This window comes from Rhodococcus sp. 14C212, from assembly GCF_011058195.1.
In the GTDB taxonomy this organism is placed as follows: Bacteria; Actinomycetota; Actinomycetes; order Mycobacteriales; family Mycobacteriaceae; genus Rhodococcus; species Rhodococcus aetherivorans.
Genome location: NZ_JAALEH010000033.1, coordinates 35,260 through 59,710, shown reverse-complemented (window position 1 = coordinate 59,710; position 24,451 = coordinate 35,260). Strand labels below are relative to the sequence as shown.

Sequence of the window (24,451 nt, the reverse complement as noted above, 5' to 3'; positions counted from 1 at the left end):
CGCCCGCCCCACCGACGAGGACGCAGCCCATGACCTCTGTGCTCGAATCCGCCGCAGTACGAGAAGCTTCCGGCCCGCCCAAGGTCGGCCGCCTGGTCGACCAGTTCGAGAAGGGTCTCGACGCCCCGATCTGCCTGACCTGGGAGCTGACCTACGCCTGCAATCTGTCGTGCGTGCACTGTCTGTCCTCGTCCGGCCGGCGTGACCCGCGCGAGCTGACCACCGAACAGTGCAAGGCGATCATCGACGAACTGCAGCGCATGCAGGTGTTCTACGTCAACATCGGCGGCGGTGAGCCGACCGTGCGCTCGGACTTCTGGGAGCTGGTCGACTACGCCACCGAGCACCAGGTGGGCGTGAAGTTCTCCACCAACGGCGTCAAGATCGACAAGAAGGTCGCCGCGCGGCTCGCTGCCTCCGACTACGTCGACGTGCAGATCTCCCTCGACGGCGCCACCGCCGAGGTCAACGACGCCGTACGCGGCCCCGGCTCGTTCGCGATGGCCGTGCGTGCCCTCGAGAACCTCGCCGAGGCCGGGTTCCGCGACGCGAAGATCTCCGTCGTCGTCACCCGGCACAACGTCGACCAGCTCGACGAGTTCAAGGCCCTGGCCGACGAGTACGGCGCGACGTTGCGCATCACCCGCCTGCGTCCCTCCGGCCGTGCCGTCGACGTGTGGGACGACCTGCACCCCACCCACGAGCAGCAGCGGCAGCTCTACAACTGGCTCGTCGCACACGGCGAGGGTGTCCTGACCGGCGATTCGTTCTTCCACCTGTCCGCCTTCGGTGGCAGCGACGGCGCCGGTGCGCTGCCGGGGCTGAATCTGTGCGGCGCGGGCCGGGTGGTGTGCCTGATCGACCCGGTGGGCGACGTGTACGCCTGCCCCTTCGCCATCCACGACAAGTTCCTCGCCGGGAACATCCTGTCCGACGGCGGTTTCCAGCAGGTGTGGCAGCACTCCGAGCTGTTCACCGAACTCCGGTCGCCGCAGACCGGCGGGGCCTGCAGCAAGTGCACCTTCTACGATTCGTGCCGCGGCGGCTGCATGGCCGCGAAGTTCTTCACCGGTCTGCCGATGGACGGGCCGGATCCCGAATGCGTCCAGGGCTACGGCGAATCCGCGCTCAGCGCCGACCGCACCGTGCCCAAGTCCAGCGTCGACCACTCGCGCACCGGTGAGCGCCGCACCCCGCGCGCGCCCGTCCCGTTGCAGCTGATGGTGCGCCCGCCGTCGCGGGTCTGCGACGAAAACCCGCTCGCCGGAATGCACTAGCCGGCCCCGTTCGTGCAAGTAGGAGAGGCAGATCCATGTCCAAGGAATGGTTCGAAACCGTTGCGGTCGCGCAGCAACGGGCGAAGAAGAAGCTCCCCAGGTCCGTCTACGGCGCCCTCGTGGCCGGCTCGGAGAAGGGCATCACCGTCGAGGACAACCTGACGGCATTCGGCGAGCTCGGCTTCGCCCCGCACGTGGCGGGGTTGTCCGACAAGCGGGAGATGGGCACCCACGTGATGGGGCAGGACATCGCCCTGCCGGTGCTGATCTCCCCGACCGGCGTGCAGGCGGTGCACCCGGACGGTGAGGTCGCCGTCGCCCGTGCCGCCGCGGCCCGCGGTACCGCGATGGGGCTGAGCTCGTTCGCGAGCAAGTCCATCGAGGAGGTCGCCGCGGCCAACGACAAGACCTTCTTCCAGATGTACTGGGTGGGCAGCCGCGAGGTGCTGGTCCAGCGGATGGAGCGGGCCCGCGCCGCCGGCGCGAAGGGCCTGATCATGACCCTGGACTGGTCGTTCTCCAGCGGCCGCGACTGGGGCAGCCCCGCCATCCCGGAGAAGATGGACCTCAAGGCCATGTTCCGGTTCGCCCCCGAGGGCATCCTGCGGCCGAGCTGGCTGCTCGACTGGGCGAAGACCGGCAAGGTGCCGGACCTGACCACCCCGAACCTGACCCCGCCCGGTGGCAGTGCCCCGACGTTCTTCGGCGCCTACGGCGAGTGGATGGGCACCCCGCTGCCCACCTGGGAGGACGTGGCGTGGCTGCGGGAACAGTGGGGCGACGGGCCGTTCATGCTCAAGGGCGTCATGCGGGTCGACGACGCCAAGCGCGCCGTCGACGCGGGCGTCACCGCGATCTCGGTGTCCAACCACGGCGGCAACAACCTCGACGGCACGCCGGCCCCGATCCGGGCGCTGCCGGCGATCGCCGACGCGGTCGGCAAGGACATCGAGGTACTGCTCGACGGCGGCATCCGCCGCGGCAGCGACGTCGTCAAGGCCCTCGCCCTCGGCGCCAAGGCCGTGATGATCGGCCGCGCCTACCTGTGGGGCCTGGCCGCGAACGGGCAGGCGGGCGTGGAGAACGTCCTCGACATCTTCGCCGGCGGCATCGGGTCCGCGCTCATCGGCCTCGGCAAGACGTCGATCCACGAGCTGACCCCCGACGACGTCGTCGTCCCGCCGGGCTTCCGCCGCGACCTCGGAATCTGAGCGGTCCCACCTGCCGATGGGCACCCTCACCGAACCGATCACCCTGGCCGGACGCCACGCGCCGACCAGGGTGATCTTCGGGCCGCACGAAACCAATCTCGGTGTGGGAAGGACCTTTTCGTCCGAACACGTGGCGTACTACGAGCGCCGCGCGCGCGGTGGCGCGGGGGTGCTCGTGACCGAGGTCGCCTCCGTGCACCCGCACGACCAGCCCTACGAGCGGGCACCCCTGGCCGCGGAGTGCGGCCCCGGATGGGCCGCCGTCGTCGCCGCGTGCCGGCCGCACGGCACCCTGGTGCTGGCCGGCCTCGGCCACGCCGGGCTGCAGGGCTCGAGCGCGTGGACCCAGGCACCGCTGTGGGCCCCGTCGCGGGTGGCGGACCCCGCGGTCCGGGAACTGCCCATGGAGCTCGGCGACGACGAGATCGAAGCGCTGATCGAGGGATTCCGTGCCGCCGCCGCGGTCGCGGTCGCCGCCGATGCCGACGGGATCGAACTGGACGCCGGGCCGACCGCGCTGCTGCGCCAATTCCTCTCGGGCCTGACCAACCGGCGCACCGACCGCTACGGCGCCGACCGGTCGTTGCTGTTGCGGCGGGTGGTCGCGGCCGTGCGCGCCGAACTCGGTCCCGGTCGGATCCTGGCGCTGCGCCTGAGCTGCGACGAGGAGGCACCCTGGGCCGGCATCACCCCGGAGCACGCCGCCGGTCACGCCCGCGAGCTCGCGCCGGACCTGGATCTGCTCACCGTCGTGCGAGGCGGCCTCTACGCTCCCGGCGCGTACCGGCCCGACGCGCACACGCCGGCCGGGTTCAACGCCGGACTGTGCCGCGCCGTCCGCGACGCGGTGGCGGGCGCCGTCCCCGTCGTCCTGCAGGGCAGCGTCGTCGACCCCGCCGCCGCGCAGCGCGCCCTCGCCGAGGGGGTGGGCGATCTCGTCGAGATGACCCGCGCGCAGATCGCCGACCCGGACCTCGTCACCGCCGTGCGCGAGGGCCGCTCGCCCCGGCCGTGCGTGCGGTGCAATCAGGCCTGCCTGGTGCGCGATTTCCGCAATCCCCGGGTCGGCTGCATCGGCAACGCGGAGGCCGGGCACGAGACGCGCGCACCGCAGCCTCCGGCCGCCACCGCGCGGGACGTCCTCGTCGTCGGTGGGGGACCGGCCGGGCTCGAAGCCGCCCGGGTCCTCGCCGAGCGCGGTCACCGGGTCCGCCTCGTCGAGCGCGCCGGACGCGTCGGCGGGATGCTGCGCACCGCTGCGGTGGGCACGGGACGCGACACGCTCTCCGCGCTCGTCGACTGGCTCGAGGCCCGCTGCCGCACGCTCGGCGTGCGGATCGATACCCGCCGTGCCGTCACCGCCGGCGAGCTCGAGGACGCCGTGGCCGCGGGGGAGGCCGTCGTGCTCGCCACCGGCAGCCGGGACCGGCCGCCCGAGTACCCGGCCGAGGAGGGCCACTACGTCACCGCGGCCGGCCTGCTGGCCGGTGGCCCGATCCCCGTGCGGCCGGTCGTGGTGTGGGATCCCGTGGGCGGTCCCGTGGCGGTGGGTATCGCGGAACAGCTTGCCGCCCAGGGCTATACCGTCTCGTACGCCACGACCGACCCGATCGCCGGGTCGCGGCTCGCGCCGTCGGGCGACCTGGTCGCGGCGAACACCCGGCTGCAGCGGGCCGGGGTCACCCGGCACCTCGGGGTCACGGTGCGACGAGTCGGCGCACACGCGGTCGAACTCGAGCACCGGCTGACCGGGCGGCGCACCGACGTCGCCGGCGCGCTGCTCGTCGACTGCGCCCCGGGTCTGCCGGAGGACACCCTGTACCGGACCGGGCTGGCGCGGATCGGCGACTGCCTCGCGCCGCGAAGTGTCCACCAGGCGGTACGGGAGGGGCACACGCTCGGATCCGAACTGTAACCTGTTGCAGACTGCTACGGATCGGGAGGATCGACGAATGGGCGAGTTCGACGGCAAGGTCGTGTTCATCACCGGCATTGCGCGCGGTCAGGGACGCAACCACGCGATCCGGTTCGCGCGGGAGGGTGCGTCGATCATCGGCGTCGACATCGCCGGTCCCGTCTCGGAGTACAACTCCTACGCGCCGGTCACCGAAGCCGACTTCCACGAGACCGTCCAGCTCGTCGAGGCCGAGGGTGCGAAGATCCACGCGCGCATCGCCGACGTGCGCGACAGCGCCGCCCTGAAGTCCGTCGTCGACGAAGGCGTCGCCCAGTTCGGCCGCCTCGACGTCGTCGTCGCCAACGCGGGCATCTGCAACTGGAACCGCTTCTGGGAGATGCCCGACGAGCAGTTCGAGGAACTGATCGACATCAACCTCACCGGCGTCTTCAAGACCCTCAAGGCGGCCACACCCGCCATGATCGAGGCCGGCAACGGAGGGTCGATCATCGTCGTGAGTTCCGTCGCCGGGCTGAAGGCCATGCCCGGCCAGGCCAACTACGCCGCCGCGAAGTTCGGCCTCGTCGGCCTGACCCAGAGCGCCGCCAAGGAACTCGGCGAATACCGCATCCGGGTCAACTCCATCCACCCGTACGGCGTGAACACTCCGATGGGCACCGACCGGGGCGCGCTGACGCTGTTCGAGAAGTACCCGCACTGGCTGCCGAGCTTCGCCCCGATCCTCACCGAGAAGCCGATCGCCGACGTCGACGACATCACCGAGGCCGTGCTGTATCTCGCGAGCGACCGCGCCCGGACCGTCACCGGCAGCCAGATGGCCCTCGACCAGGGGAACTCGAAGGTGTGAGCGCACCCTGCTCCGCCGGACCGCACCCACGGCTGGCCGCCCCGCTGCGGCTCGGCCCGGTCACGCTGCGCAATCGGGTGGTGTTCTCCGCGCACCTGACCAACTTCGCCGAGGCCGGGCTGCCCACCGCGCAGCACGCCGCGTACTACGCGGCGCGGGCCGGCGGTGGAGCCGGGCTGATCGTCTCGGAGGAGCACACCGTGCACCCGACGGACCGGCCCTACGAGAAGCTGATCCGCGGGTACGACCCCGCGGTGGTGCCCGGGTACCGGCGGATCACCGACGCCGTGCACGCCCGCGGCGGGCGAATCTTCGCCCAGCTCAACCACAACGGCGCCCAGGGCTGCGGCATGTACACCGGCCTGCCGCTGTGGGCGCCCAGCGCCGTGCCCGACCCGCTGTTCCGGGAGGTGCCCAAGGCGCTCGAGGAGCACGAGATCCGTGAACTCGTCGACGGGTACGCCCGCGTCGCCGAGCACTGCCGTGCCGGCGGATTCGACGGGGTCGAACTGCAGTGCTCGCAGGCGTCGATCGTGCGGCAGTTCCTGTCCCCGGGCACCAACCTGCGCACCGACCGGTACGGCGGACCCCTCGGGAACCGGGCGCGGTTCCTGCTCGAGGTCGTCGGGTCGCTGCGCGCGGCGGTCGGGTCCGACCTGGTCGTGGGGGTCCGCCTCAGCGGGCACGACGGCACCGACGGCGGGATCACCCTCGACGACGCCGTCGCCGTCGCCGCCATGATCGAAGACAGCGGGCACGTCGACTACCTGAACACCTCGATCGGGGTGGCCACCGAGACCCTGCACCTGATCGAGGCGTCCATGGCCACGCCCCACGGCTACGCGTTGTTCGTGCCCGACGCGATCCGGCGGCGGGTGCGGCTGCCGGTCGTCGGCGTCGGACGCTTCACCACCCCCGCCCAGGCCGAGGCGGCCCTCGCCGAGGGGCGCTGCGACCTCGTCGGCGTCGTCCGTGGGCAGATCGCCGATCCCGACTTCGCCGCCAAGGCCCTCGCCGGCGACGACGAGGCCGTGCGTCCGTGCCTGGCCTGCAACCAGGAGTGCATCGGGCGGGTAGGGCTCGGCCGGTGGATCGGTTGCGTGGAGAACCCCCGCGCCGGCCGCGAGGCGCAGCTGCTACCCGATCCGGTGGTCCCCGGCCGGCGCGTGCTGGTCGTCGGCGGCGGCCCGGCCGGCCTGCGCGCCGCCGCGACCGCCGCGCAGCGCGGGCACCGGGTCACCCTGTGCGAGCGCACACCCGCCCTGGGTGGTCAGATCCGCACGGCCGCCACCGCTCCGGGCCGCGGCGAACTCGCCGGCATGGTGGACAGCCTCGAGGTCGAATGCCGCCGCGCGGGCGTCGAGATGCGTATGGGCGTGCACGTCGACGCCGCCTTCGTGCGGGAGCACCGACCGGACGCGGTCGTCGTCGCCACCGGGGCGCGCCCGCGGCGCCCGGACTGGGCCGGCGACACCGCGCTCGTCGTCGACGTCCGCGACGTGCTCGACGGCCGCGTGTCCCCGCGGGGCGACGTCCTCGTCGTCGACGACCTCGGCTTCCACCAGGCGACGTCGGTGGCCGCACTCCTCGCCGGCCGCGGCGCCGCGGTCACGGTCTGCACGGCCGGGATGATCGTCGGACAGGACCTCGGCCTGACCCTCGACATGGAGGGCTGGACCCGCAGGGCGCACGCCGAGGGCATCGGGCAGCTCACCGACACGCTCGTCACCGCCGTCACCGAGACCGGCGGCAGGCTCGACGTCGCGCTGTGGCACCACCCGACCGCCGTCGCGCACACCCGCACGGTGGACGCGGTGGTCGTGGCCACCCATCAGGACCCCGTGGACGAGCTTTGGGTAGCGCTGCGCGACAGTGCCTTCCACGTCGTGCGGATCGGCGACGCGGTCACGCCCCGGCGGGCGCACGCCGCGATCGTCGAGGGGGAGCGGGCGGCGGTGGGGCTGTAGCCCGGTGCGTCCTTCGGGCGGCAGGAGCAACCCGAAGGACGCACCGGCCGCGCAGCGGCCTATCGGCTCGCGCGCTTGGTGGTGTCGGCCCACGACTCCACCGCCGCGTACCCGTCGCCCACACCCTGGGTGAATGCGACCAGCGCCCCGTACATCCGGGAGCCCTCCACCGCCAGTTCCGTCTTCGCCACCCAGGCCGCGGCGCGGGCCATGACGTGGGCCGAGATGTCGGCACCGTCCTGGGTGCCGCGCGTGGCGTGCAGGAACGACTCGTCGGCGATCTGAAAGGTCTGCACCACGGCGCGCCAGTAGTACTCCGCATCCATCGCCGCGCGGACCTCGTAGTAGTCCGTGGCGTTCTGCCGCGCCACCGCCTCCTGCAGCGTCGTCGCCGCCGCGGAGATACTGCGCAGCGGAACGTACACGGGGTCCTCGGACGCCCCCCTCGTGGTTCGTCTACCCGTCACCGGCACGATGCTTTCAGACAATGGCACCCCCTCGATGGTCCACAAGATCATCGCACGCGCAAGTGCCGGCGCCGGTCAGCGGGTGAGCGCACCGCCCGGGCACGCCGGCGCGTGCCGCCGCGGATCGAACGGCTCGAACCAGGCATCGACGGTCGCGAACAGGGCGCGCTGGGGAATCCGGAAATCGCCGAGCCGCTCCTGTTCGGGCAGCGGCCCGTCGGCGCCGAGGTCGACTCCGCCCACCGTCGCGGCGAGGGTGTGGGCGGACCACAACCGGCGCGGTGCGGCGCGGAACCACTGTCCGTTCGGCACGTCGCCGGTGAGCCGGATCCGGCCGGCGCCCAGGACCGGGCCGGCGACGCGCGCCACGGCGGCCAGGACCGCGGGGTTGTGCCGCGCCCCGTCCGGCAGCAGCCGGCCGGCCACGGTTGCCACGACGGTGGCCGGCGACGAAGCCACCCGTACGTCCCAGACGACGTCGTCACCCGCCGTGATGTGCAACCGGGACGGGTCGGTCCACTCGGCGGCGACGTCGGTGCGCACCGTCCGGGTGAGGGCGACGCCGAGGTAGCGCGCGCATCCGTGCTCCGGCGCCACATCGCTGTAGACGGTCCAGCGGCCGTGCGGGTCGCGGTGCCAGACCGCGGTGAAGGCGGGGCCCACCGACCCGGCGGTGAACCGGCGCAGCGCCAGACAGTGCCCGCTGGCGAACGGCGCACCGATCACCGCGTACCCGGTGAACCGCTCGCCGGCGACCCGGGGCAGGGCGCGGGGCTCCTCGGCGGCTGCCTGCGGTGTGGTCTTCATGTCGTCCTCCTCGGCATACGAATTCGGTCCTTCCGATCGTGCGCCGCGTCGTGTCCGGAAGCATGGGGCCGATGCCTCATCTTCGGCATCCGCCGGAGGGGCGCCCCGGCTCCGGCAGCGGAGGACAATGGGGCCGTGCAGCGCAGGAGCGAGTCGTCTCCGGGCCCGCGGGACGGGCCGCGGCGCGCCGAGCTGCTCGCAGCGCTGTCCCTGGCGATCGATCTGGGCCTGGGGCAGCCGATGGAGCACATGCTGCGGTCCGCCGTGCTGGCCGGCCGGATCGCCGAGCGCATGGGCCTGGACGCACAGCAGCAGGCCGTCGTCTACTACACGAACCTCGTCGCCTGGATCGGATGCCACGCGGACTCGCACGAGTTGGCGCAGCTGTTCGGCGACGACATCGCCCTCCGCGCCGACACCTACCGGGTCGACATGACGGGGCTGCCGTTCCTGCGGATGCTGACGAGCCACGTCGGGCGCGGGCTCGACGGCCCGCGTCGCATGGTCCAGGTCGCCGCGTTCCTGCTGACCGCCCGCCGCCGCATGGCCGAACTGATCGGTTCGCACTGCGCCTCGGCGGGGACGCTGTCCGACCGGGTGGGGCTCGACCGCCAGGTCGGTGCGGCCCTGGCCTACGCGTTCGAACGGTGGGACGGCGCCGGGCTGCCCGCGGGTGTCCGCGGCGACGACATCCCGCTCGAGATGCACATCGTGCACCTTGCGGAGGTCTCCGAGGTCCATCTGCGGGCCGGCGGACCGGGGCGGGCCGTCGAGGTCGCGCGGGCGCGCAGCGGGACCCAGTTCTGTCCGCGGGTGGCGCGGGCGTTCCAGGAGGCAGCGGGCGAGCTCACCGACGGCCTGCTCGAGCAGGACGCGTGGGGGGCGGCGCTGGATCGGGCCCCTGACCGCGCGCGCGTCCTCGCCGGTGACGAACTCGACGCGCTGCTGCGTGCGATGGCGGACTTCGTCGACCTCAAAGTTCCCTGCCTCCTCGGGCATTCGCGGGCGGTGGCCGACCTGACCGCGGCCGCGGGCCGCCTGCGCGGCCTGCCGGCGACGGACGTCGAGGTGCTCTACCGGGCCGGGCTCGTGCACGGTCTCGGCCGGATGGGGGTGTCCAACCGGATCTGGGAGAAGCCCGGTCCGCTCACCGCCGCCGAATGGGAGCGGGTCCGGCTGTACCCCTACCTGACCGGGCGGATCCTCAGCCGCGTCACCGGCATGACGGACGTCGTCGCCGTCGCGACGACGCACCGCGAACGCCTCGACGGCTCCGGATATCCCAACGGCGTGCACGGCCGCGACCTGAGTGTCGCCGATCGCCTTCTCGCCGCCGCGGAGTCGTACCAGCGCTTCGGGGAACCCCGGCCGCATCGCGGTGCGCTCACCCCCGAACACGCGGCGGACCGCCTGCGGCAGGAGGCCCGCCGCGGCCGCCTCGACGCCGAGGCGGTCGAGGCGGTGCTGACGGCGGCCGGGCACCGGCGGGTGCGGCGCGCGCCCTGGCCGGCCGGGCTGACCGCCCGCGAGGTGGAGGTGCTGCGGCTCGTCGCCCGGGGCCGGTCCAACCGGCAGATCGCCGACGAGCTGTGCATCGCGGAAAAGACGGCCCGCAACCACGTCGAGCGCGTCTACGCCAAGCTCGGCGTGGACAACCGCACGCGGGCCGGCCTGGCCGCCGTCGATCTCGGACTGGCCTGGTGACCCGCAGGCACGCCGGGGGCGGCGGGGAGCGCCGCACCGCGGCCGGACCGGTCGTCGTCGAACCCGGTTCGCTCGCCGGGGTTCTCCAGGCCCGCCCGGGCATCCTGCACCTGCCGACGTTCAGCGGGCCGGGTCGGTCCTCGCGTCGCCCGTCCGTTCGACGAGACGGTTGACGAGCCCGGCGGCGGTCGCGGCGTCGTCGACCACGACCAGGGTGCGCGCGCCGTCGCGCCGGTGCAGCACCAGAGCGGGGCCGCCGCGCAGGACGAACCCTCGGGCACCGCGCAGCGGGCCCAGTACCGCCATGCGGTATCCGTAGCCACCGAAGTGCCTCAGCGGTGCCACATCGGTGACGGAGGCGGAGGCGATGGTGCCGAGCGGGGTGTGCAGGTGCGGCCACCCGAACAGGCCCGCGACAGTCACCCCGCGGACGTCGACGGTGACGCGGATCGAGCAGGTCAGCGCGACCAGCACGGCGAGCAGCACGGCCAGGCCCAGCAGGATCCACAGGCCTGTGAGCACGCCGAGGGCGGCGACGATACCGACCGCCGCGACGAGCACGATCGTCGTGACGTTGCCGGTGGCCACCGATCGGGTCCACACGACGAGTTCGTCTGCGCCGAGGGGGATTCGCGGGGCATCGGCGGCCGGGGCAGCGGCAGGTCCGCGCGACCACCGGGGCACCGCCGCGGCGGCGCCGGCCCCGAGGGCGACGCCGATGCCGAGTGCTGCGAGGAGAGCCGTTCCCGGCGGCGAGGCGGCGGCGGCGTCCGCGAGTCCCCGCTGAGAGCCGGTCGCCAGCACGGTCAGGGCGGTCACGAAAGCGACCGTCCCCGTGACGGTGGCGGCGACCGCGCGGGTGAGGGCGGGGTCGGTGTCGGCGGCCCGGGCGAGACCGAAACCGAGGGCGGCGAACAGGACGCCGAACGCCAGCAAGAGTGCGATCGTTGCTGGGAGGCCGGCGAATCCGTCTGCGGTGCCGTCGAGGTTCCAATGTGTTGCGATCGGATCCGGTAGCTGCGCATGCCAGCTCCGGAGCACGAGTGCGCCCGCAGCGGCGACGGCCAGGGGGGCGGCCGTGGAGCCGAGGAGGATGCGGCCGGTGGGACGCCGGACGGTGCCGGGATCGTCTGTCATGTGAACTCCGTTCGGATCAGGTCGACGAGGTCGTCGGCGCTCAGGCCGACGCGCTTGGCGTGCGCGACGACCTGAGCGACGGCGGAATGTAAAGCGGCATGACCGGTTTCGGCGCGATCGGTGACGACCGCGCCGCGCCCGCGGCGCAGCTCCACCAGGCCTTCGTTGCGCAGTTGCTGGTATCCCCGCAGGACGGTGTGGACGTTGAGGCCGAGCGATGCGGCCAGGTCGCGCGCGCCGGGGAGGCGCTCGCCCGCCCGGACCTCGCCCCGGGCGACCGCGCCGCGCACGGCCGCGGCCAGCTGCACGAACAACGGGTCCGGCGAGTTCGGGTCCAGTCTGATGAGCACGGGACAAGCATATTGTTCTATTTGAAATAGAACAAGTCGGTTATCGACGGTGCCCGGCCGGCGGGGTCACTGCCGACCCGGCGGCGATGGGGAAGGCGGATCCTGTCCCCGGGTCGCCGGCCTGCCAGCCCCGGTGGAGCACGTCGACGGCCTCGTGCAACAGGACGTCGCGGTCGCCGGGAACCGATGCGGGGATCTGGTGCAGTGTGGTCAGCCGGGCGATGCCGTAGACGGTGCCCCACGTGGCGGCGCACCGCCGCAGCACCTCGGCCTCCTCGACACCCTCGGGCTGGCAGGCCGCCACGGTGCCACGCAGCAGGCGCCAGTAGTCGGCGGCCGCCTGTTGCAGGCGCGGGTGATCGGCCTTGTCGACCGTGGGCCCGTAGGCCAGGTCGTGTACGTGCGGGCGCTCCCGGACGAACCGCACGTACGCGTCGGTGAGCGCGTGCAGCCGGCGCCGTGGATCGGATCCGGCCGCCTCGACGGCCGCGGCCGCCTCCGTCACGGCGCCCTGCAGCCCGGCGCCCGCCACGGCCGCGAGGAATCGGCGCTTGTTCCCGAAGTGCACGTAGGGCGCCTGGTGGCTCACGTCCAGTTGCTGCGCCACCCGGCGGAGGCTGAGGTGTTCGGCCGGCTGCTCCCGCAGCTGTTCGAGCGCGGCGCGGAGCAGCCGTTCGTCGAGCGTGTCGGTCATCCGTCCACCAGCTCCTCCCGGCGGTGCGCGACTCCGCCCATTGACAGTGTCAACCTCCCGCGGGACCATAGCAATTGACAGTGTCAACCCGAGTCGCACCGAAGGTGGTGGCGGTCATGACACGGATGCAGAAGATCTCGACCGAGGTGGGTCCACTCGCCGTCCGCGTGCACGGGGAGGGCCCGCCCGCGGTGCTCTGGCACAGCCTGTTCGTCGACGAAAGATCCTGGAGCAGAGTCGAAGACGCGCTGGGAGCCGACCGGCGCCTCGTCGTGGTCACCGGGCCCGGGCACGGGGCGAGCGGTGACCCCGGCCGGCACTACACCACCGGGGAATGCGCCGCGGCGGCCGTCGCCGTGCTCGACGCCCTCGGCATCGACGAACCCGTCGACTGGGTCGGTAACGCCTGGGGCGGCCACGTCGGCATCGTCTTCGCGACCGACACGGCGTCGAGGTGCCGGACGCTGGTGACGCTGGGGACGCCCGTCCAGGCGCTGAACCGGGCGGAGCGCGCCCGCACGCTGTTCCTCCTCGCCGCCTACCGTACGCTCGGCGCCGCCGGGTTCATCCGGTCCGGCGTGACGAACGTATTGCTCTCCGCCGCAATGAGGGAGCGCGATCCGGAGGCGGTCGCACTCGTCGAGGACTGTTTCGTCCACGCGGACCGGGCCGCGCTGCGCAACGCCGTCGTCTCCATCTCGCTGCACCGGCCCGACCTCACCGATCGGCTCCCACGGCTGTCGGTCCCGACCCTGTTCGTCACCGGCAGCGAGCACAAGGGCTGGACGCCCGAGCAGGCGCGCGCGGCGAGCCTGCTGCTCCCCGACGGGTCCTGCGCCGTCGTCGACGGCGCCGCGTACCTCGTCCCGCTCGAGGCGCCGGCCGAGACGACGGACCTGGTGCGGCGATTCTGGGCCGCCGCGGTACCGCGCCGCACGTGAGAGACCGTGCAGAACTTCAGAGTTCGCGTCGCATGGCCGCGCGGGGCCACCGGTCGAGGCCCCCGGCGGCCTCGTCGCGCCGGATCTGCCGCAGCCCCGGGCCGAGTTCGTCGTCGCGCAGGTACCGGAAGCCGAGCCGCCGGTAGTACGGCCCGTTCCACGGGACGTCGGCGAAGGTGGTCAGCGTCAGCGCGGGCAGTTCGCGGACACGCGCCCAGTCGGCGAGGTGGTCGATCAGGGCCCGGCCGAGCCCGCGGCGCGCGTGGTCCGGATGCACCGACACCTGCTCGATGTGGGCGGTGCCGTCGACGACGTCGGCGAGCAGGTAGGCCACCGGGCGGTCGTGGCCGTCGAGGCACACCCAGGCCCGCCCGCCGGTCACAAACTCGTGCAGCTCCGCGCGCGTGGGCGGCGGGTCGTCGGCGACGGCGTCCATTCCGAGGTCCGCGAACGCGCGGCCGGCCGCGCGCTCGATGTCCTGAAGAACCGGCAGCTCCGCCGCGTGCGCGGGACGGACGCGGGGCGCGTCGTCGCCGGGCAGCGCGAGGTCCTTGAAGAAGTACAGCGACGATGCGGAGTACGCGTACTTGCCGAACCGTTCGGGCAGCGGCTCGTATCCGGCCGCGGCGTACATGGCGAGAGCCTCGGGCTGCTCGGTGCCGGTCTCGAGCACCATCCGTCGCCGGCCCGCCTCGACGGCGGTGCGTTCGAGTTCGGCCAGGATCCGTCGGGCCACGCCCCGGCGGCGGGCGCCTTCCCGCACGTACATGCGCTTGATCTCGGCGTCGCCGTCGCGCAGCCCCGGGTGCGCCGAGTCGCGGGCCCGCCAGCCACCGATCCCCGCCGGCAAGCCGCCGTCGTGGGCGAGCAGGAAGACGCCGTGCGGCGGGGTGAACTCCTCCGGATGCAACGAGGTGTGGTCCGGTCCTCCGTAGCGACGGACGTACTCGAGCTGCACCTCGTCGATCAGGGACTGCACCTCGGCGTCGTCGATGGGACGCGGTTCGATCTGCACGGCCGGAGGGTACCGCGCGTTCGCGGCGCCATACTGGAAAGGTGGGTGCTGCCGCCGGAACGGACTGTGGTGATTTCGCGGCCGCCCCCTGGCTCTATCCCGGGACGGCCGCGCCGGGCAGTGGCCTGCTCCGAGAGGACGGCTATCACCGGGCACGCCCCCGGCCGGGAGCCGGCCTCGGCGCGGCACGGCTGGACGGACGCGACGACTCGACGCTCGACGAGGCGCTGCGCCGGGCCGGCGTCGCCGGCGTCGGCGACCGGCACCTCGTCGTCGCGGTGGGCTCCAACGCATGTCCGGCGGTCGTGCGGCGCAAGTTCACGGCCGGAAACGTCGACACCACCGTGCCGTTCCTGCGCGCGACGGTCGTGGGCATCGCCGTCGGGCACAGCGCCCACGTCAGCGTGGCCGGCTTCGTCGCGGCGACCGCGTTCCGGCGGCCGGGGACCCGCACCGCGGTGTTCGCGTCGCTGTTCGATCGGGACCAGCTCGCGTGCCTCGACGCGACGGAGCCGAACTACACGCGACGCACCGTGACCGCCGACGAGTGCCGGCTGGAGATCGACGGCGGGCAGCGGCCGGCGTCCTTCGGCGTGTACGTCTCGAAGTGGGGCGCCCTCGCACCGCCGGGGGCGCCGCCGCTGCCGCTGCAGTCCCAGGAGGCGCTGTTCGCGGCGCTCCTGCGCCACTGTGCCGGGTTCGCGGCGCTCGTCGGCCGGCGCCCGCACGAGTACCGGTCCGCCATGAAAGCACTTGCGGGTGAAGCGGACCTGCGCGTCGCCCTGCGACGGTCGTTCGCCGCGTCGGGCTGGGCCGCCCGCAGCGGCTTCGACGACTAGCGGCAGGAGCAACGACTTCTACGACAGCCGCGTCGACAACGGTGCGAACCCGGCGTTGACTGGAGAGATACATACTCCCCTGGCCATGGAGGCCGTCATGATCGTCATCTTCGGACTCGTCATTCTGCTCGCCGCCGTGATCATCGGTGTGGCCGGGGTGTTGGGCAACACCGGCGCCGCCCATGCACTGACCGACGACAGCTTCGTCGTGTTCGGGTACCACGTCACCGGTTCGACCGGGGCACTGTTCCTCTACGGCATCGTCGTCGGTGCGGTCGGAGCGGTCGGGCTCAGTCTCCTGCTCGCCGGTGCGCAGCGGACCTCGCGTCGAGGTCGGCTCGCTCGCCGCGAACTGAAAGAATCCCGCCTCGAGACCACCGCCGCAAGGCACGAGTACGACCGGCCCTCCGCACCGCAGCCCGGCAGCGCCGCGCCGCCGCCGCCCGGGGGCTCGCCGTCCAGCTCACCCGATTGGCGCCATCCGTTCGGCAATCGATCCGGTGGGTCGACCGCCGCCCCACACTGACCGTCCTCCCCGATCCCCGAAGCGATCGGGGTCCGACCGTCGGCACCAGCGCCGATTCGATGCGCGGGCTTGGGTGTTCGGCCGGCAGCGGGCCCGGGTCACTGCACCGGCGGTGCCGGTGCGGGCGGTGTCGGCGCCCGAATGGACGCGGGTTCGTCCCGGTCACGACCGGCCCGTCTCGTCCAGCCGCCGGCGCAGGTGCTCCCGTTCGGGTTCGGTTCCGGCCTGCTCGAGAGCCCGCCGGTAGGCGACGGCGGCCTCGTCGTCGCGGCCGAGCCGGTGCAGCAGTTCGCCGCGTGCGGTGGAATACGGGTGGTATCCGCGCAGCCGGGGCTCGTCCGCGAGCGCGTCGAGCAGCGCCAGGCCGGCCTCGGGGCCGTCGCGCATCGCCACCGCCACGGCGCGGTTCACCGCGACGACCGGCGACGGTGCCAGGGCGGACAGGACGTCGTAGAGCGCGACGATCTGCGGCCAGTCGGTGGCGGCGACGCCGGGGGCCTCGTCGTGCAGCGCCGCGATCGCGGCCTGCACGCCGTACGGGCCCGGCGGGCCGCCGGTCAGCGCCACGGGCACGAGGGCGGTGCCCTCGGCGATCAGGGCGCGGTCCCACCGTGCGCGATCCTGATCCGCGAGCAGAACGATCTCGCCGTCCGGGCCGGTCCGGGCGTCGCGTCGCGCATGGGTCAGCAGCATCAGGGCGAGCAGCCCGGTCACCTCCCGCTCGCCGGGCAGCAGTCGGCGCAGGATCCGGACCAGCCGGATCGCCTCCTCGGCGAGGTCGGGGCGCTGCAGGTCCGGTCCCGAGCTGGCCGCGTATCCCTCGGTGAAGACCGAGTAGAGCACCTGCAGCACGCCCGGCAGCCGCTCCGGCAGCTCGTCCGGGTCCGGCACCCGGAACGGGATGCGGGCCTGCCGGATCTTCTTCTTCGCCCGCACGATCCGCTGGGCCATCGTCGCGGTCGGGACGAGAAAGGCGCGCGCCACCTCGGGTGTCTCGAGCCCGGCCAGGCACCGCAGGGTCAGCGCCACCCGGTCCTCGGCCGGCAGCGCCGGGTGGGCACAGGTGAAGAACAACTGCAGGCGTTCGTCGGGCAGGTCGCTGCCGGTGTCCGGGGTGGGGGAGGGGGCGGCCCGTTCCGAATCCACCTGCAGAACGGCGAGCCGGGCGGCGTACACCTGATCCCGTCGGAGCCGGTCCACGGCCTTGCGCCGCGCCGTCGTCAGCAGCCAGGCCCCCGGCTTGGCCGGGACGCCCTGGACGGGCCAGTGCACCAGCGCCGCCTCGATCGCCTCGGCGGCGACGTCCTCGGCCAGATCGAGGTCGCCGAAGCGGTGGACGAGCGCGGCGAGCAGCCGGCCGCGCTCCTCCCGGAACACCGCTTCCACGGCGACGTCGACCCGGGCGCCGGCGCCCGGCCCGTCCGTCGCGGTCACTGCCCGAAGTCGGCGATCGGCCGCACCACCACGGATCCGCCGCCGCGCGCCCCGGGACAGCGGGCCGCCCAGTCCAGCGCGACGTCGAGGTCGGGCACGTCGACGACGTAGAAGCCTCCGAGGACCTCCCGCGTCTCGGCGAACGGCCCGTCGGTGGTGACGGCACGTGCCCCGTCGGGGCCGACCCGCACGGTCGTCGCGGTGGTCAGGTCCGCGAGCGACTCCGAGGCGACGACGATTCCGGCCTCCTGGATCTCCTTGTCGTAGACCATCCACTCCTCGACGCTGCACTGGTCGCCCGCGTCGGCCGATGCGGCGTTGATCAGCATCATGTACTTCATGGTGAGCACCTCTCGTTGGGTGAGTGTCCTGCGCGGCAGGGTTGCCGTACGACATGACGACGAACGGGACACGGTCGGATCGACAGGGATACCGGTTCATTCTCGGCGGCGCCTCCGACATAGGGCCGCGGTCGCATGTCGGAGGGTCGTCAATCGGCATACCCGACGGTCGCGCCGGCGCGCTTCCGGGCGTGGGACAGTCGCTGCGCCTCGGCCTCGAGTTCGTCCCGCGTCCGCACGGACAGCGGTTCGAACGGCTCGACCGACACCGCGAGCGTGTCCCGGGGCGCGGCCCTCGCCCGCCAGATCCCTCGTATCTCCCCGTCGACGAGGACGACACCGGGGCTGCCGATCGGGCGCCAGATCGCCTTCCGGCGCGCTCGGTCCGGCACCAGGAACTCCCTGTCCCGGGCCTGCAGCCACGGATCGCCGGGCGGCAGCAGACGGGTCGCTCGCACGTCGGCGGCTCCGTCGAGGTCAGGGACCGCCGAGGCCGGCACCAGGCCCTTCCCGGCCGGGCCGTTCACCGGAACCAGATCGTCGGGCAGGACCGCGCGAATCGTTGCGATGTCGGTGCCCAGGAAGGCTGCCAGCCCGGCCGGTGTGACCGGCGCCAGCACGTCGGCGTACCGGTGCAGGGCGGCTGCGGTGCCCTCGGCGCGCTCGGGCACCGCATCCGGTCCGATCCCTGCGGGCAGGACGTCGAGGTGGGTGCTGCGGCCCTGCGGGCAGACCCGCACGCGCGCCGCGAGGCCGACCTGCTGGAACAGCGCACCGGAGATATGTCGGGATCGGCACGAGGGGCAGTCGTAGGTGAGGTCGGCGGGAACCGCCGCGCTGACCGCCGCACTCAGCTCTCCCTTGGTCATCGGGCCGGTGAGCGCGGCGTGCACGGCCTCGGCCGCCTCGGTGAATGCGCGCAGGCCGCGCTGGGCGCCCTCGCGGATCTGCCCTGTCCCGATACGTGTGGTGGCGTCGGTGTCGTTCACCGGCCAGAGGGCCGCGGCGAGAAACGCGAGATCGCCGGGCCGGTGCAGGTGCGGCGCCCCGCGCCACGACCACACGAGTACGAGCGAATCCTGTTCTGTCGCGGCATCGTCCGATCGTGCGGCGAGCGCGTCGCGGGCCGACCCGTACGGGGTGTCCTGCACCCCGAGCGCGAGCACCCGGTCCCGTCCGGCCGCGGTCCGATCGAGACCCTGCGCCGCGGCACGGAAGGCGAGGATCCGACGTCGGTCGAGTGCCGTGACAGCCATCTCGGTACCCCGATTCCCTCGTCGCTGTGGTGAACTCTGCCGGCGTCCGCGGGCGCAACGCCTCCACACCGAGGATGCCGGTCCGCGCGACCGGCTGTGCGATGCGGCGTCCGGGCGGACCCGAACGCTGGAGCTGGGTTCCGGGACCGGTGTCCGCGGATCCGGAGCGGTTCCGGCGTGTCCGTACCTCCCGGTACCGGCCGTCGTGCCGGACAATGCGGAGGCGCTTCGGACACGTCGGCGGCGTGCTCCCGACACGAGGAGGAATCCATGAGCCCGGTGCGACCGGCTACCGTCGTCGCGATCGCCGCGACCGTGCTCGGGCTCACCGCGCTGGTGGCCTTCGCGGCCGACGCGGAGAGCAACGCCGTGATCGCCTGGGCGTCGCTGGGGCCGTACCTGCTGCTCGGGACGGTGGCGGGTGCGATCGCCGCCGCGCTCGCCCGGAGACCGGTATTGCTGGCGTCGACGCTCGTCGTCGTCGCGGCCGGCGCCTGGACCCTGGGACCGCTGTATGTGCCGGGCGTCCGGGGTGACGAGCCGGACGCCGCATCCGGTCCCACGATCCGCGTGATGCAGGCCAACCTCATGGTCGGGAAGGCCGACCCCGATGCGCTGGTCCGGACGGTGCGCGAGCGGCAGGTCGACGTCCTCACCGTTCAGGAGCTGACCGGCGACGCGGTGGCCGCGCTGCAGGTCGCGGGCCTCGGCGACGTGCTTGCGCACCGCTTCCTGGCCCCGACGCCGACCGGCGGTGCGGGCGCCGGGATCTACAGCAGGTTTCCCGTCTCGGCCGGCCGGAAGCTCGACGGGTTCGGGCCGACGAACCTGACCGCGACTCTGGACACCGGTCCCGGGCGCCCGCTGATCCTGTACGCGGTGCATCCCGCGCCGCCGTACCTGACACCCGCTCCGGCCTGGGCGGCCGAGCTGGAACGACTGGACGCGGAGCTCGAGTCGGTGGCCGGCACGGCGCCGGTCGTGGTCAGCGGGGACTTCAACGCGACGTACTCGCACACCCGCTTCCGCGACCTCCTCGACGCCGGGTACGTGCACGCCGCGGACCGGGTCGGTGGCGGGCTCGTGCCGACGTATCCGGCGGACCGCCGCTACCCGGCCCTCGTCGGGATCGATCACATCCTCACGCGGGGTGCCACGGCGACCTCCCTCGACCGGATCGAGCTCCCCGGCTCCGATCATCACGGTCTCGTCGCCGGGATCCGGCTCCCTCGGCCGTCCGGCGAGGAGGGTTCCGGAGAAGGCGGATAGCGTTCTCACCGCACGACCCGCAGCCGGATGTCGGTCGCAACGGGCCCCTGGGTGGTGACGAGGCGTTCCAGCGCGAGCGGGGTTCCGCCCGGGCGGTCGAACAGCCGGACGCCGTCGCCGAGCAGGACCGGCGCGATGCAGACGAAGATCTCGTCGAGCAGGCCGGCCTCGAGGCACTGCCGGGCGACGTCGGCGCCGAGCACGTTGACGTACTTCCCGCCCGCGGCCGTGGTGGCTGCGGCCACGCCCGCGTGGAGGTCACCGACGAACGTCACGCCCGGAACCGGTTCGGCCGGAGGGTGGTGGGTGAGCACGAACTGCGGACCGCTCCAGCCGCCATCGAACGCCTCGCCCTCGGCGGGTGTGCCCTTGTGCGGGTCGTCGCCGCGGAAGGTGCGATTGCCGACGAGGAGCGCACCGATCTCGCCGACCAGTTCGTCGATCGCCGGATCGGGTCCGAGGTACGGCACCATCCACGACATGTCGCCGCCCGGACCGGCGATGAACCCGTCCACCGACATGGTCGCCGAGTACAGCAGCTTGCTCATGGCCCACCTTCCGCTCGCGACGTCCCGATTCTGTCCGTACCGACCGCCGAACGGACGAAAACTCGTCGCGAGGCAGTCAGGTGCTGTCCACGCCGGCCCGCGACGCGATCGGCCTGCTGACCGGTCCGTACGCCGAGCGCATCGAGCGGTGCCAGGAACGCCTCGCCGGCCCGGACGAACGGGCCGCTCGGCGCGCCCACCGGCAGCGGGTGCCGGCCCGGGTCGAGCACGCTCCCGCCACCGCCGGCGGCCACCCGGACGGTGCCCCCCCTACCATCGGACCGGTGACCCGCGAACTCGCCACCGCCTACTGGCCCGACCTCGAACCGGGCCGCGCGACGGTCGCCGTTCCTGTCGGCGCGCTCGAGCAGCACGGGCCGCACCTTCCGCTCGACACCGACACCCGTATCGCCCGCGCGTTGACGGCCGCCCTGCCCGGTGTGCTCGTCGCGCCGGCCCTCGAGTACGGGTCCAGCGGCGAGCACGAGGGCTTCCCCGGCACCGTCTCGCTCGGCGCGGAGGCGATGGAGACCGTCCTCGTCGAATACGGTCGTTCGGTGTGCCGGTGGGCCGCGCGCCTGTTGTTCGTCAACTGGCACGGCGGAAATGTGCACCCGCTGACCAGGGCGGTGTCCCTGCTGCGCTACGAGGGCCGCGACGCGGCGTGGCTGCCGTTCGTCGTGCCCGGCGGCGACGCCCACGCCGGTGTCACCGAGACCAGCCTGCTGCTGCACCTCGATCCGCGCGTGGTGGACACCGCCCGCGCCGAGAAGGGCAACACCGGCACACTCACCGACCTGATGCCCCGGATGCGCGAGGGCGGTATCGTCGCCGTGTCCGCGAACGGCGTGCTGGGGGATCCGACGCCCGCGAGCGCGGCGCAGGGGGCACGATGGTTCGCCGAACTCGTCGATCGAGCAACGGCACAGGTAACCCGGTGGGAGCCGGATGGGAAAGGAAGACTCCGTTGACGAGCACGGCCCGACTGCCCGACGGATTCGGCGTCCGTATCGACCCGCGGGTGCGCGCCTACTCCGACGGCCGCGTGCTCATCGGGGGCTCGCCCACCCGCATGCTCAAGCTCGCTCCGGCGGCCGCGGCGATGATCGGCGACGGCTACGTGAAGGTCGTCGACTCGCAGACCGCCGTCGTGGCGCGGCGGCTGCTCGACTCCGGTGTCGGAAACCCCCGTCCCACGGCCCTGCCTGCCACGTCCGACGTCACCGTCGTGATTCCCGTCAAGAACAACACCGCCGGACTCGGGCGGTTGCTGGCCGCCGTCGAGGGACTGACGGTGATCGTCGTCGACGACGGCTCCGACGTCCCGGTGCCCGCCCCGGCCAGGGCGTCGGTCCGGGTGCTGCGGCACGAGCGATCCCGCGGTCCGGCCGCGGCACGCAATACCGGATTGCGCTCCGCCACAACGCCGTTCGTCGCATTCCTCGACTCGGACGTGGTGCCGCGGAAGGGATGGCTCGAGGTGATGCTCGGGCACTTCTCCGACCCTGCGGTGGCCCTGGTGGCCCCGCGCGTCGTCGCGCTCGAGCCCGACAAGGGCGCCCTGGGGCGCTACGAACACGCGCGCTCGTCGCTCGATCTCGGTCGCCGCGAGGCCGCCGTCAAGTCCGGCAGCCCGGTCTCGTACGTACCGAGCGCCGCGATCATCGTCCGCCGCGACGTGCTCACCGCGACCGGCGGCTTCGACGAGACCATGCACGTCGCCGAGGACGTGGACCTGTGCTGGCGACTGCAGGAGGCCGGCTGGCGGCTGCGCTACGAACCGGTGGCGCACGTGGCCCACGACCACCGCGTCGGATTCCGGAAGTGGTTCACCCGCAAGGCCTTCTACGGCACAGGTGCGGCGCCCCTCGCGAGCCGGCACCCCGGCTCGGTACCCACCATGTCGATGTCGGGGTCGATGCTGTTCGCGTGCGTGGCCGCCGCGAGCCGCACCCGCCTCGGCGTCGTCGGTTCGGTCGCGTCGCTGTCGGTGACGATGCTCCGGCTGCGGCGGATGTTCGCCGAACTCGACCAGCCGACCCGCATCGCGGCGGTGCTCACCGCGCAGGGGTTCGCCGGCGGGATGTGGCAGGTCGCCTCCGCGCTGTGCCGGCACTACTGGCCGGTCACGCTCGTCGCCGCCGTGGTCTCGCCGAGGGTGCGTCGCGCGGTCCTCGGCTTCGCCGTCGCCGAGGGGTTGTGGGACTGGTACGGCCACCGGGAGGAGGGCGGCCTCGACCCGCTGCGCTACGTGTTCTACAAGCGCTTCGACGATATCGCCTACGGCGCCGGCCTGTGGTGGGGCGCGGTCGTCGCCCGGGATCCGGCGGCGCTCGCGCCCCGCATCCGGGGCTGAGCCGGGCCTCCGCAGCCGTGGCCGATCCGGTGCACGCCGACGTGGTCGTGGTCGGCGGCGGCAGCTGCGGCTGCGTGCTGGCCGCGCGGCTCAGCGAGGACCCCGACCGGACGGTCCTGCTGCTCGAGGCCGGCCCCGGCTATCGCACGACCGCGGACACCCCGCCCGCGGTGCTCGACGCGACCGTCCTGCCGGTCGGTCCGGACAGCCCGTGGACCTGTGCCTACCCGGCCCGGCTGACCGAACGGCGTGCCTCCGTCGTGACCCGCGGCCGGTTGCTGGGCGGCTCCGGCGCAGTGAACGGCGCGTACTTCGTGCGGGCCCGCCCGCACGACTTCGAGGCCTGGCCGCCGTCCTGGTCGTTCGATCGGGTGTTGCCGCACTTCCGCGCCACCGAGACCGACGCCGACGCGGCGGACGCCGCGGAGACCGGGGTGAGCCGGCGATGGCACGGCGCGGCCGGTCCCGTGCCCGTCGCCCGTACACCCCGGGAGCGGCTGCACCCGGTCGGTGCCGCGTTCCACGACGCGGCGCTCGCCGCCGGACATCGCCGGGTGGACGACCTCAACGCGCCCGGACCGGACGGGGTGGGCCCCGTCCCGCTCAACATCCGCGCCGGGATGCGCGTCGGTCCCGCCCACGCGTACCTGTTGCCGGCGCTGGCCCGGCCGAACCTGACAGTGCGCACGGGAACGCGCGTGCGGCGGGTCGTGCTCTCGGGCGCGCGCGCAGTCGGCGTCGAGACCGAGGACGGCGCGACCGTCGGTGCCGGCCACGTCGTGCTCGCCGCCGGTGCGATCGGCTCCCCGCAGCTGCTCATGCTCTCCGGCATCGGCGACGGCGCCGAGCTCACCCGCCACGGCATCACCCCCCGGATCGAGATCCCCGGCGTGGGCAGGGGTTACACCGACCATCCGGAGATCGCCGTCCCCTACCGTTATCGCGCGCCGCTGCCCGGGCCCGCCCCCGTCCTGGAGGTCGTCCTGCACGCCGGCAACCTCGAGCTGCGCCCCTACACCGCACCGTTCGCCGCGTCCGTCCCCGGTAGCGGCGTCGCCGACCCGGTCCTGGGGGTGGTGCTCACGAGGCCCCGCAGCCGCGGCACGATCCGGCTCGACCCGGCCGACCCGTTCCGGCCGCCGCTGCTGGACTACCGCTACCTCGACGACCCGGCCGACCGTGCCGACCTGCGCGAGGGGGTGGCGCGCGCCGCGCACCTGCTCGCGGCCATGCCGGACGTCGTCGATCGCACCGGCCTCGACCCGGACGCGTTCGACCCCGGCGACGCGTGGCTCGAGCGGCACCTCGGGACGTCGCTGCACCTGTCCGGAAGCTGCCGGATGGGCGGCGACGACGCGGCCGTCGTCGACGAGCGGTGCCGGGTGCACGCCGCCGAGGGGCTGAGCGTCGTGGACACGTCCGTGTTCCCGCAGGTGCCCAGCCGTGGGCCGCACGCGACGGCCGTGATGCTGGCCGAACGGGTGGGCACCCGGGCGTGCTTGTGACTCGGGTTACAGTTGTCCGGAGGAGGAACCGGCAGATGAGCA

The 24,451-nt window shown here is 73.3% G+C and carries 23 protein-coding genes; 13 read left to right on the top strand and 10 right to left on the bottom strand.

From position 1 onward, the window contains the following. The first annotated feature begins 29 nt into the window (after positions 1 to 29). Genes mftC through G6038_RS16095 form a run of 5 tightly spaced genes read left to right on the top strand, consistent with a single transcriptional unit; the run spans position 30 to position 7,220 of the window. On the top strand, positions 30 to 1,277 hold the full coding sequence (mftC, locus tag G6038_RS16115; protein WP_165038840.1) for a mycofactocin radical SAM maturase: 1,248 nt from the start codon (positions 30 to 32) through the stop codon (positions 1,275 to 1,277). Between the two features lie 35 nt (positions 1,278 to 1,312). Then, positions 1,313 to 2,488, top strand: a complete 1,176-nt coding sequence (gene mftD / locus G6038_RS16110; protein ID WP_165038839.1) for a pre-mycofactocin synthase MftD — start codon at positions 1,313 to 1,315, stop codon at positions 2,486 to 2,488. Between the two features lie 16 nt (positions 2,489 to 2,504). Continuing rightward, entirely contained in the window at positions 2,505 to 4,403 is a 1,899-nt protein-coding gene (locus G6038_RS16105; RefSeq protein ID WP_165038838.1) for a mycofactocin system FadH/OYE family oxidoreductase 1, read from the top strand. A gap of 37 nt (positions 4,404 to 4,440) precedes the next feature. After that, a complete protein-coding gene (locus tag G6038_RS16100; protein WP_165038837.1) occupies positions 4,441 to 5,253 on the top strand; it encodes a mycofactocin-coupled SDR family oxidoreductase in 813 nt (270 codons plus the stop codon). Further along, positions 5,250 to 7,220 (top strand): mycofactocin system FadH/OYE family oxidoreductase 2, encoded by a 1,971-nt coding sequence (locus tag G6038_RS16095; protein WP_165038836.1) that lies wholly within the window; start codon positions 5,250 to 5,252, stop codon positions 7,218 to 7,220. The genes G6038_RS16100 and G6038_RS16095 overlap by 4 nt, the downstream gene beginning before the upstream one ends. A 59-nt stretch (positions 7,221 to 7,279) precedes the next feature. Here the strand turns inward: G6038_RS16095 and G6038_RS16090 are convergent, their stop codons facing one another. Next, positions 7,280 to 7,687 (bottom strand): hypothetical protein, encoded by a 408-nt coding sequence (locus tag G6038_RS16090; protein ID WP_346772833.1) that lies wholly within the window; start codon positions 7,685 to 7,687, stop codon positions 7,280 to 7,282. A gap of 75 nt (positions 7,688 to 7,762) precedes the next feature. Further along, positions 7,763 to 8,494 (bottom strand): hypothetical protein, encoded by a 732-nt coding sequence (locus G6038_RS16085; protein WP_165038835.1) that lies wholly within the window; start codon positions 8,492 to 8,494, stop codon positions 7,763 to 7,765. A gap of 135 nt (positions 8,495 to 8,629) precedes the next feature. Here G6038_RS16085 and G6038_RS16080 point away from each other — a divergent pair, with 135 nt between their 5' ends. Further along, a complete protein-coding gene (locus tag G6038_RS16080; RefSeq protein ID WP_165038834.1) occupies positions 8,630 to 10,198 on the top strand; it encodes an HD domain-containing phosphohydrolase in 1,569 nt (522 codons plus the stop codon). Positions 10,199 to 10,318: 120 nt separating this feature from the next. Here the strand turns inward: G6038_RS16080 and G6038_RS16075 are convergent, their stop codons facing one another. The 3 genes from G6038_RS16075 to G6038_RS16065 are packed head-to-tail and all read right to left on the bottom strand — an operon-like array spanning position 10,319 to position 12,379. Then, positions 10,319 to 11,335 carry a DUF1648 domain-containing protein gene (locus G6038_RS16075; RefSeq protein ID WP_165038833.1) on the bottom strand — a complete coding sequence of 339 codons (1,017 nt, stop codon included), beginning with the start codon at positions 11,333 to 11,335 and terminating at the stop codon, positions 10,319 to 10,321. Further along, positions 11,332 to 11,685, bottom strand: coding sequence for a GntR family transcriptional regulator (locus G6038_RS16070; protein ID WP_165038832.1), 354 nt, complete (start codon positions 11,683 to 11,685; stop codon positions 11,332 to 11,334). Before G6038_RS16070 ends, G6038_RS16075 begins: the two co-directional genes overlap by 4 nt. Positions 11,686 to 11,725: 40 nt before the next feature. After that, positions 11,726 to 12,379 carry a TetR/AcrR family transcriptional regulator gene (locus G6038_RS16065; protein ID WP_240918523.1) on the bottom strand — a complete coding sequence of 218 codons (654 nt, stop codon included), beginning with the start codon at positions 12,377 to 12,379 and terminating at the stop codon, positions 11,726 to 11,728. Between the two features lie 116 nt (positions 12,380 to 12,495). Here G6038_RS16065 and G6038_RS16060 point away from each other — a divergent pair, with 116 nt between their 5' ends. After that, on the top strand, positions 12,496 to 13,320 hold the full coding sequence (locus G6038_RS16060; protein ID WP_165038830.1) for an alpha/beta hydrolase: 825 nt from the start codon (positions 12,496 to 12,498) through the stop codon (positions 13,318 to 13,320). A 16-nt stretch (positions 13,321 to 13,336) separates the two neighbouring features. On the opposite strand, the gene G6038_RS16055 is transcribed toward G6038_RS16060, so the two are convergent. After that, the gene (locus G6038_RS16055; protein WP_165038829.1) at positions 13,337 to 14,335 is read right to left on the bottom strand and encodes a GNAT family N-acetyltransferase; all 999 of its coding nucleotides are present in this window, start codon (positions 14,333 to 14,335) and stop codon (positions 13,337 to 13,339) included. Between the two features lie 41 nt (positions 14,336 to 14,376). Here G6038_RS16055 and G6038_RS16050 point away from each other — a divergent pair, with 41 nt between their 5' ends. Both G6038_RS16050 and G6038_RS16045 read left to right on the top strand, forming a co-directional pair. Further along, the gene (locus G6038_RS16050; RefSeq protein ID WP_165038828.1) at positions 14,377 to 15,174 is read left to right on the top strand and encodes a hypothetical protein; all 798 of its coding nucleotides are present in this window, start codon (positions 14,377 to 14,379) and stop codon (positions 15,172 to 15,174) included. A gap of 97 nt (positions 15,175 to 15,271) precedes the next feature. Further along, positions 15,272 to 15,700 carry a hypothetical protein gene (locus G6038_RS16045; protein WP_165038827.1) on the top strand — a complete coding sequence of 143 codons (429 nt, stop codon included), beginning with the start codon at positions 15,272 to 15,274 and terminating at the stop codon, positions 15,698 to 15,700. 162 nt (positions 15,701 to 15,862) lie between these two features. Here the strand turns inward: G6038_RS16045 and G6038_RS16040 are convergent, their stop codons facing one another. The 3 genes from G6038_RS16040 to G6038_RS16030 form a co-directional block, all read right to left on the bottom strand. After that, positions 15,863 to 17,134, bottom strand: coding sequence for an RNA polymerase sigma factor (locus G6038_RS16040; protein ID WP_165038826.1), 1,272 nt, complete (start codon positions 17,132 to 17,134; stop codon positions 15,863 to 15,865). After that, positions 17,131 to 17,475, bottom strand: a complete 345-nt coding sequence (locus G6038_RS16035; RefSeq protein ID WP_165038825.1) for a YciI family protein — start codon at positions 17,473 to 17,475, stop codon at positions 17,131 to 17,133. Before G6038_RS16035 ends, G6038_RS16040 begins: the two co-directional genes overlap by 4 nt. Positions 17,476 to 17,624: 149 nt before the next feature. Continuing rightward, on the bottom strand, positions 17,625 to 18,731 hold the full coding sequence (locus G6038_RS16030; RefSeq protein WP_165038824.1) for a crosslink repair DNA glycosylase YcaQ family protein: 1,107 nt from the start codon (positions 18,729 to 18,731) through the stop codon (positions 17,625 to 17,627). A 270-nt stretch (positions 18,732 to 19,001) separates the two neighbouring features. On the opposite strand from G6038_RS16030, the gene G6038_RS16025 reads away from it, so the two are divergent. Continuing rightward, entirely contained in the window at positions 19,002 to 20,000 is a 999-nt protein-coding gene (locus G6038_RS16025) for an endonuclease/exonuclease/phosphatase family protein (protein ID WP_165038823.1), read from the top strand. Positions 20,001 to 20,005: 5 nt separating this feature from the next. Here G6038_RS16025 and G6038_RS16020 read toward each other — a convergent pair whose 3' ends face one another. After that, positions 20,006 to 20,548 carry a dihydrofolate reductase family protein gene (locus G6038_RS16020; protein WP_165038822.1) on the bottom strand — a complete coding sequence of 181 codons (543 nt, stop codon included), beginning with the start codon at positions 20,546 to 20,548 and terminating at the stop codon, positions 20,006 to 20,008. Between the two features lie 284 nt (positions 20,549 to 20,832). On the opposite strand from G6038_RS16020, the gene mftE reads away from it, so the two are divergent. Genes mftE through mftG form a run of 3 tightly spaced genes read left to right on the top strand, consistent with a single transcriptional unit; the run spans position 20,833 to position 24,409 of the window. Next, positions 20,833 to 21,519, top strand: a complete 687-nt coding sequence (gene mftE, locus G6038_RS16015) for a mycofactocin biosynthesis peptidyl-dipeptidase MftE (protein ID WP_165038844.1) — start codon at positions 20,833 to 20,835, stop codon at positions 21,517 to 21,519. Further along, positions 21,516 to 22,904: a mycofactocin biosynthesis glycosyltransferase MftF gene (mftF, locus tag G6038_RS16010; RefSeq protein WP_165038821.1), complete on the top strand. Its 1,389-nt coding sequence runs from the start codon at positions 21,516 to 21,518 to the stop codon at positions 22,902 to 22,904. The genes mftE and mftF overlap by 4 nt, the downstream gene beginning before the upstream one ends. 17 nt (positions 22,905 to 22,921) lie before the next feature. Next, positions 22,922 to 24,409, top strand: coding sequence for a mycofactocin system GMC family oxidoreductase MftG (gene mftG / locus G6038_RS16005; protein ID WP_165038820.1), 1,488 nt, complete (start codon positions 22,922 to 22,924; stop codon positions 24,407 to 24,409). The last annotated feature ends 42 nt before the right edge of the window (positions 24,410 to 24,451 follow it).

Excerpts from the sequence above, each read along its gene's own strand:
- mftC (WP_165038840.1), top strand. The coding sequence starts at position 30 with ATGACCTCTGTGCTCGAATCCGCCGCAGTACGAGAAGCTTCCGGCCCG.
- mftD (WP_165038839.1), top strand. The coding sequence starts at position 1,313 with ATGTCCAAGGAATGGTTCGAAACCGTTGCGGTCGCGCAGCAACGGGCG.
- G6038_RS16105 (WP_165038838.1), top strand. The coding sequence starts at position 2,505 with ATGGGCACCCTCACCGAACCGATCACCCTGGCCGGACGCCACGCGCCG.
- G6038_RS16100 (WP_165038837.1), top strand. The coding sequence starts at position 4,441 with ATGGGCGAGTTCGACGGCAAGGTCGTGTTCATCACCGGCATTGCGCGC.
- G6038_RS16085 (WP_165038835.1), bottom strand. The coding sequence starts at position 8,494 with ATGAAGACCACACCGCAGGCAGCCGCCGAGGAGCCCCGCGCCCTGCCC.
- G6038_RS16075 (WP_165038833.1), bottom strand. The coding sequence starts at position 11,335 with ATGACAGACGATCCCGGCACCGTCCGGCGTCCCACCGGCCGCATCCTC.
- G6038_RS16065 (WP_240918523.1), bottom strand. The coding sequence starts at position 12,379 with ATGACCGACACGCTCGACGAACGGCTGCTCCGCGCCGCGCTCGAACAG.
- G6038_RS16060 (WP_165038830.1), top strand. The coding sequence starts at position 12,496 with ATGACACGGATGCAGAAGATCTCGACCGAGGTGGGTCCACTCGCCGTC.
- G6038_RS16045 (WP_165038827.1), top strand. The coding sequence starts at position 15,272 with ATGATCGTCATCTTCGGACTCGTCATTCTGCTCGCCGCCGTGATCATC.
- G6038_RS16035 (WP_165038825.1), bottom strand. The coding sequence starts at position 17,475 with ATGAAGTACATGATGCTGATCAACGCCGCATCGGCCGACGCGGGCGAC.
- G6038_RS16030 (WP_165038824.1), bottom strand. The coding sequence starts at position 18,731 with ATGGCTGTCACGGCACTCGACCGACGTCGGATCCTCGCCTTCCGTGCC.
- G6038_RS16025 (WP_165038823.1), top strand. The coding sequence starts at position 19,002 with ATGAGCCCGGTGCGACCGGCTACCGTCGTCGCGATCGCCGCGACCGTG.
- G6038_RS16020 (WP_165038822.1), bottom strand. The coding sequence starts at position 20,548 with ATGAGCAAGCTGCTGTACTCGGCGACCATGTCGGTGGACGGGTTCATC.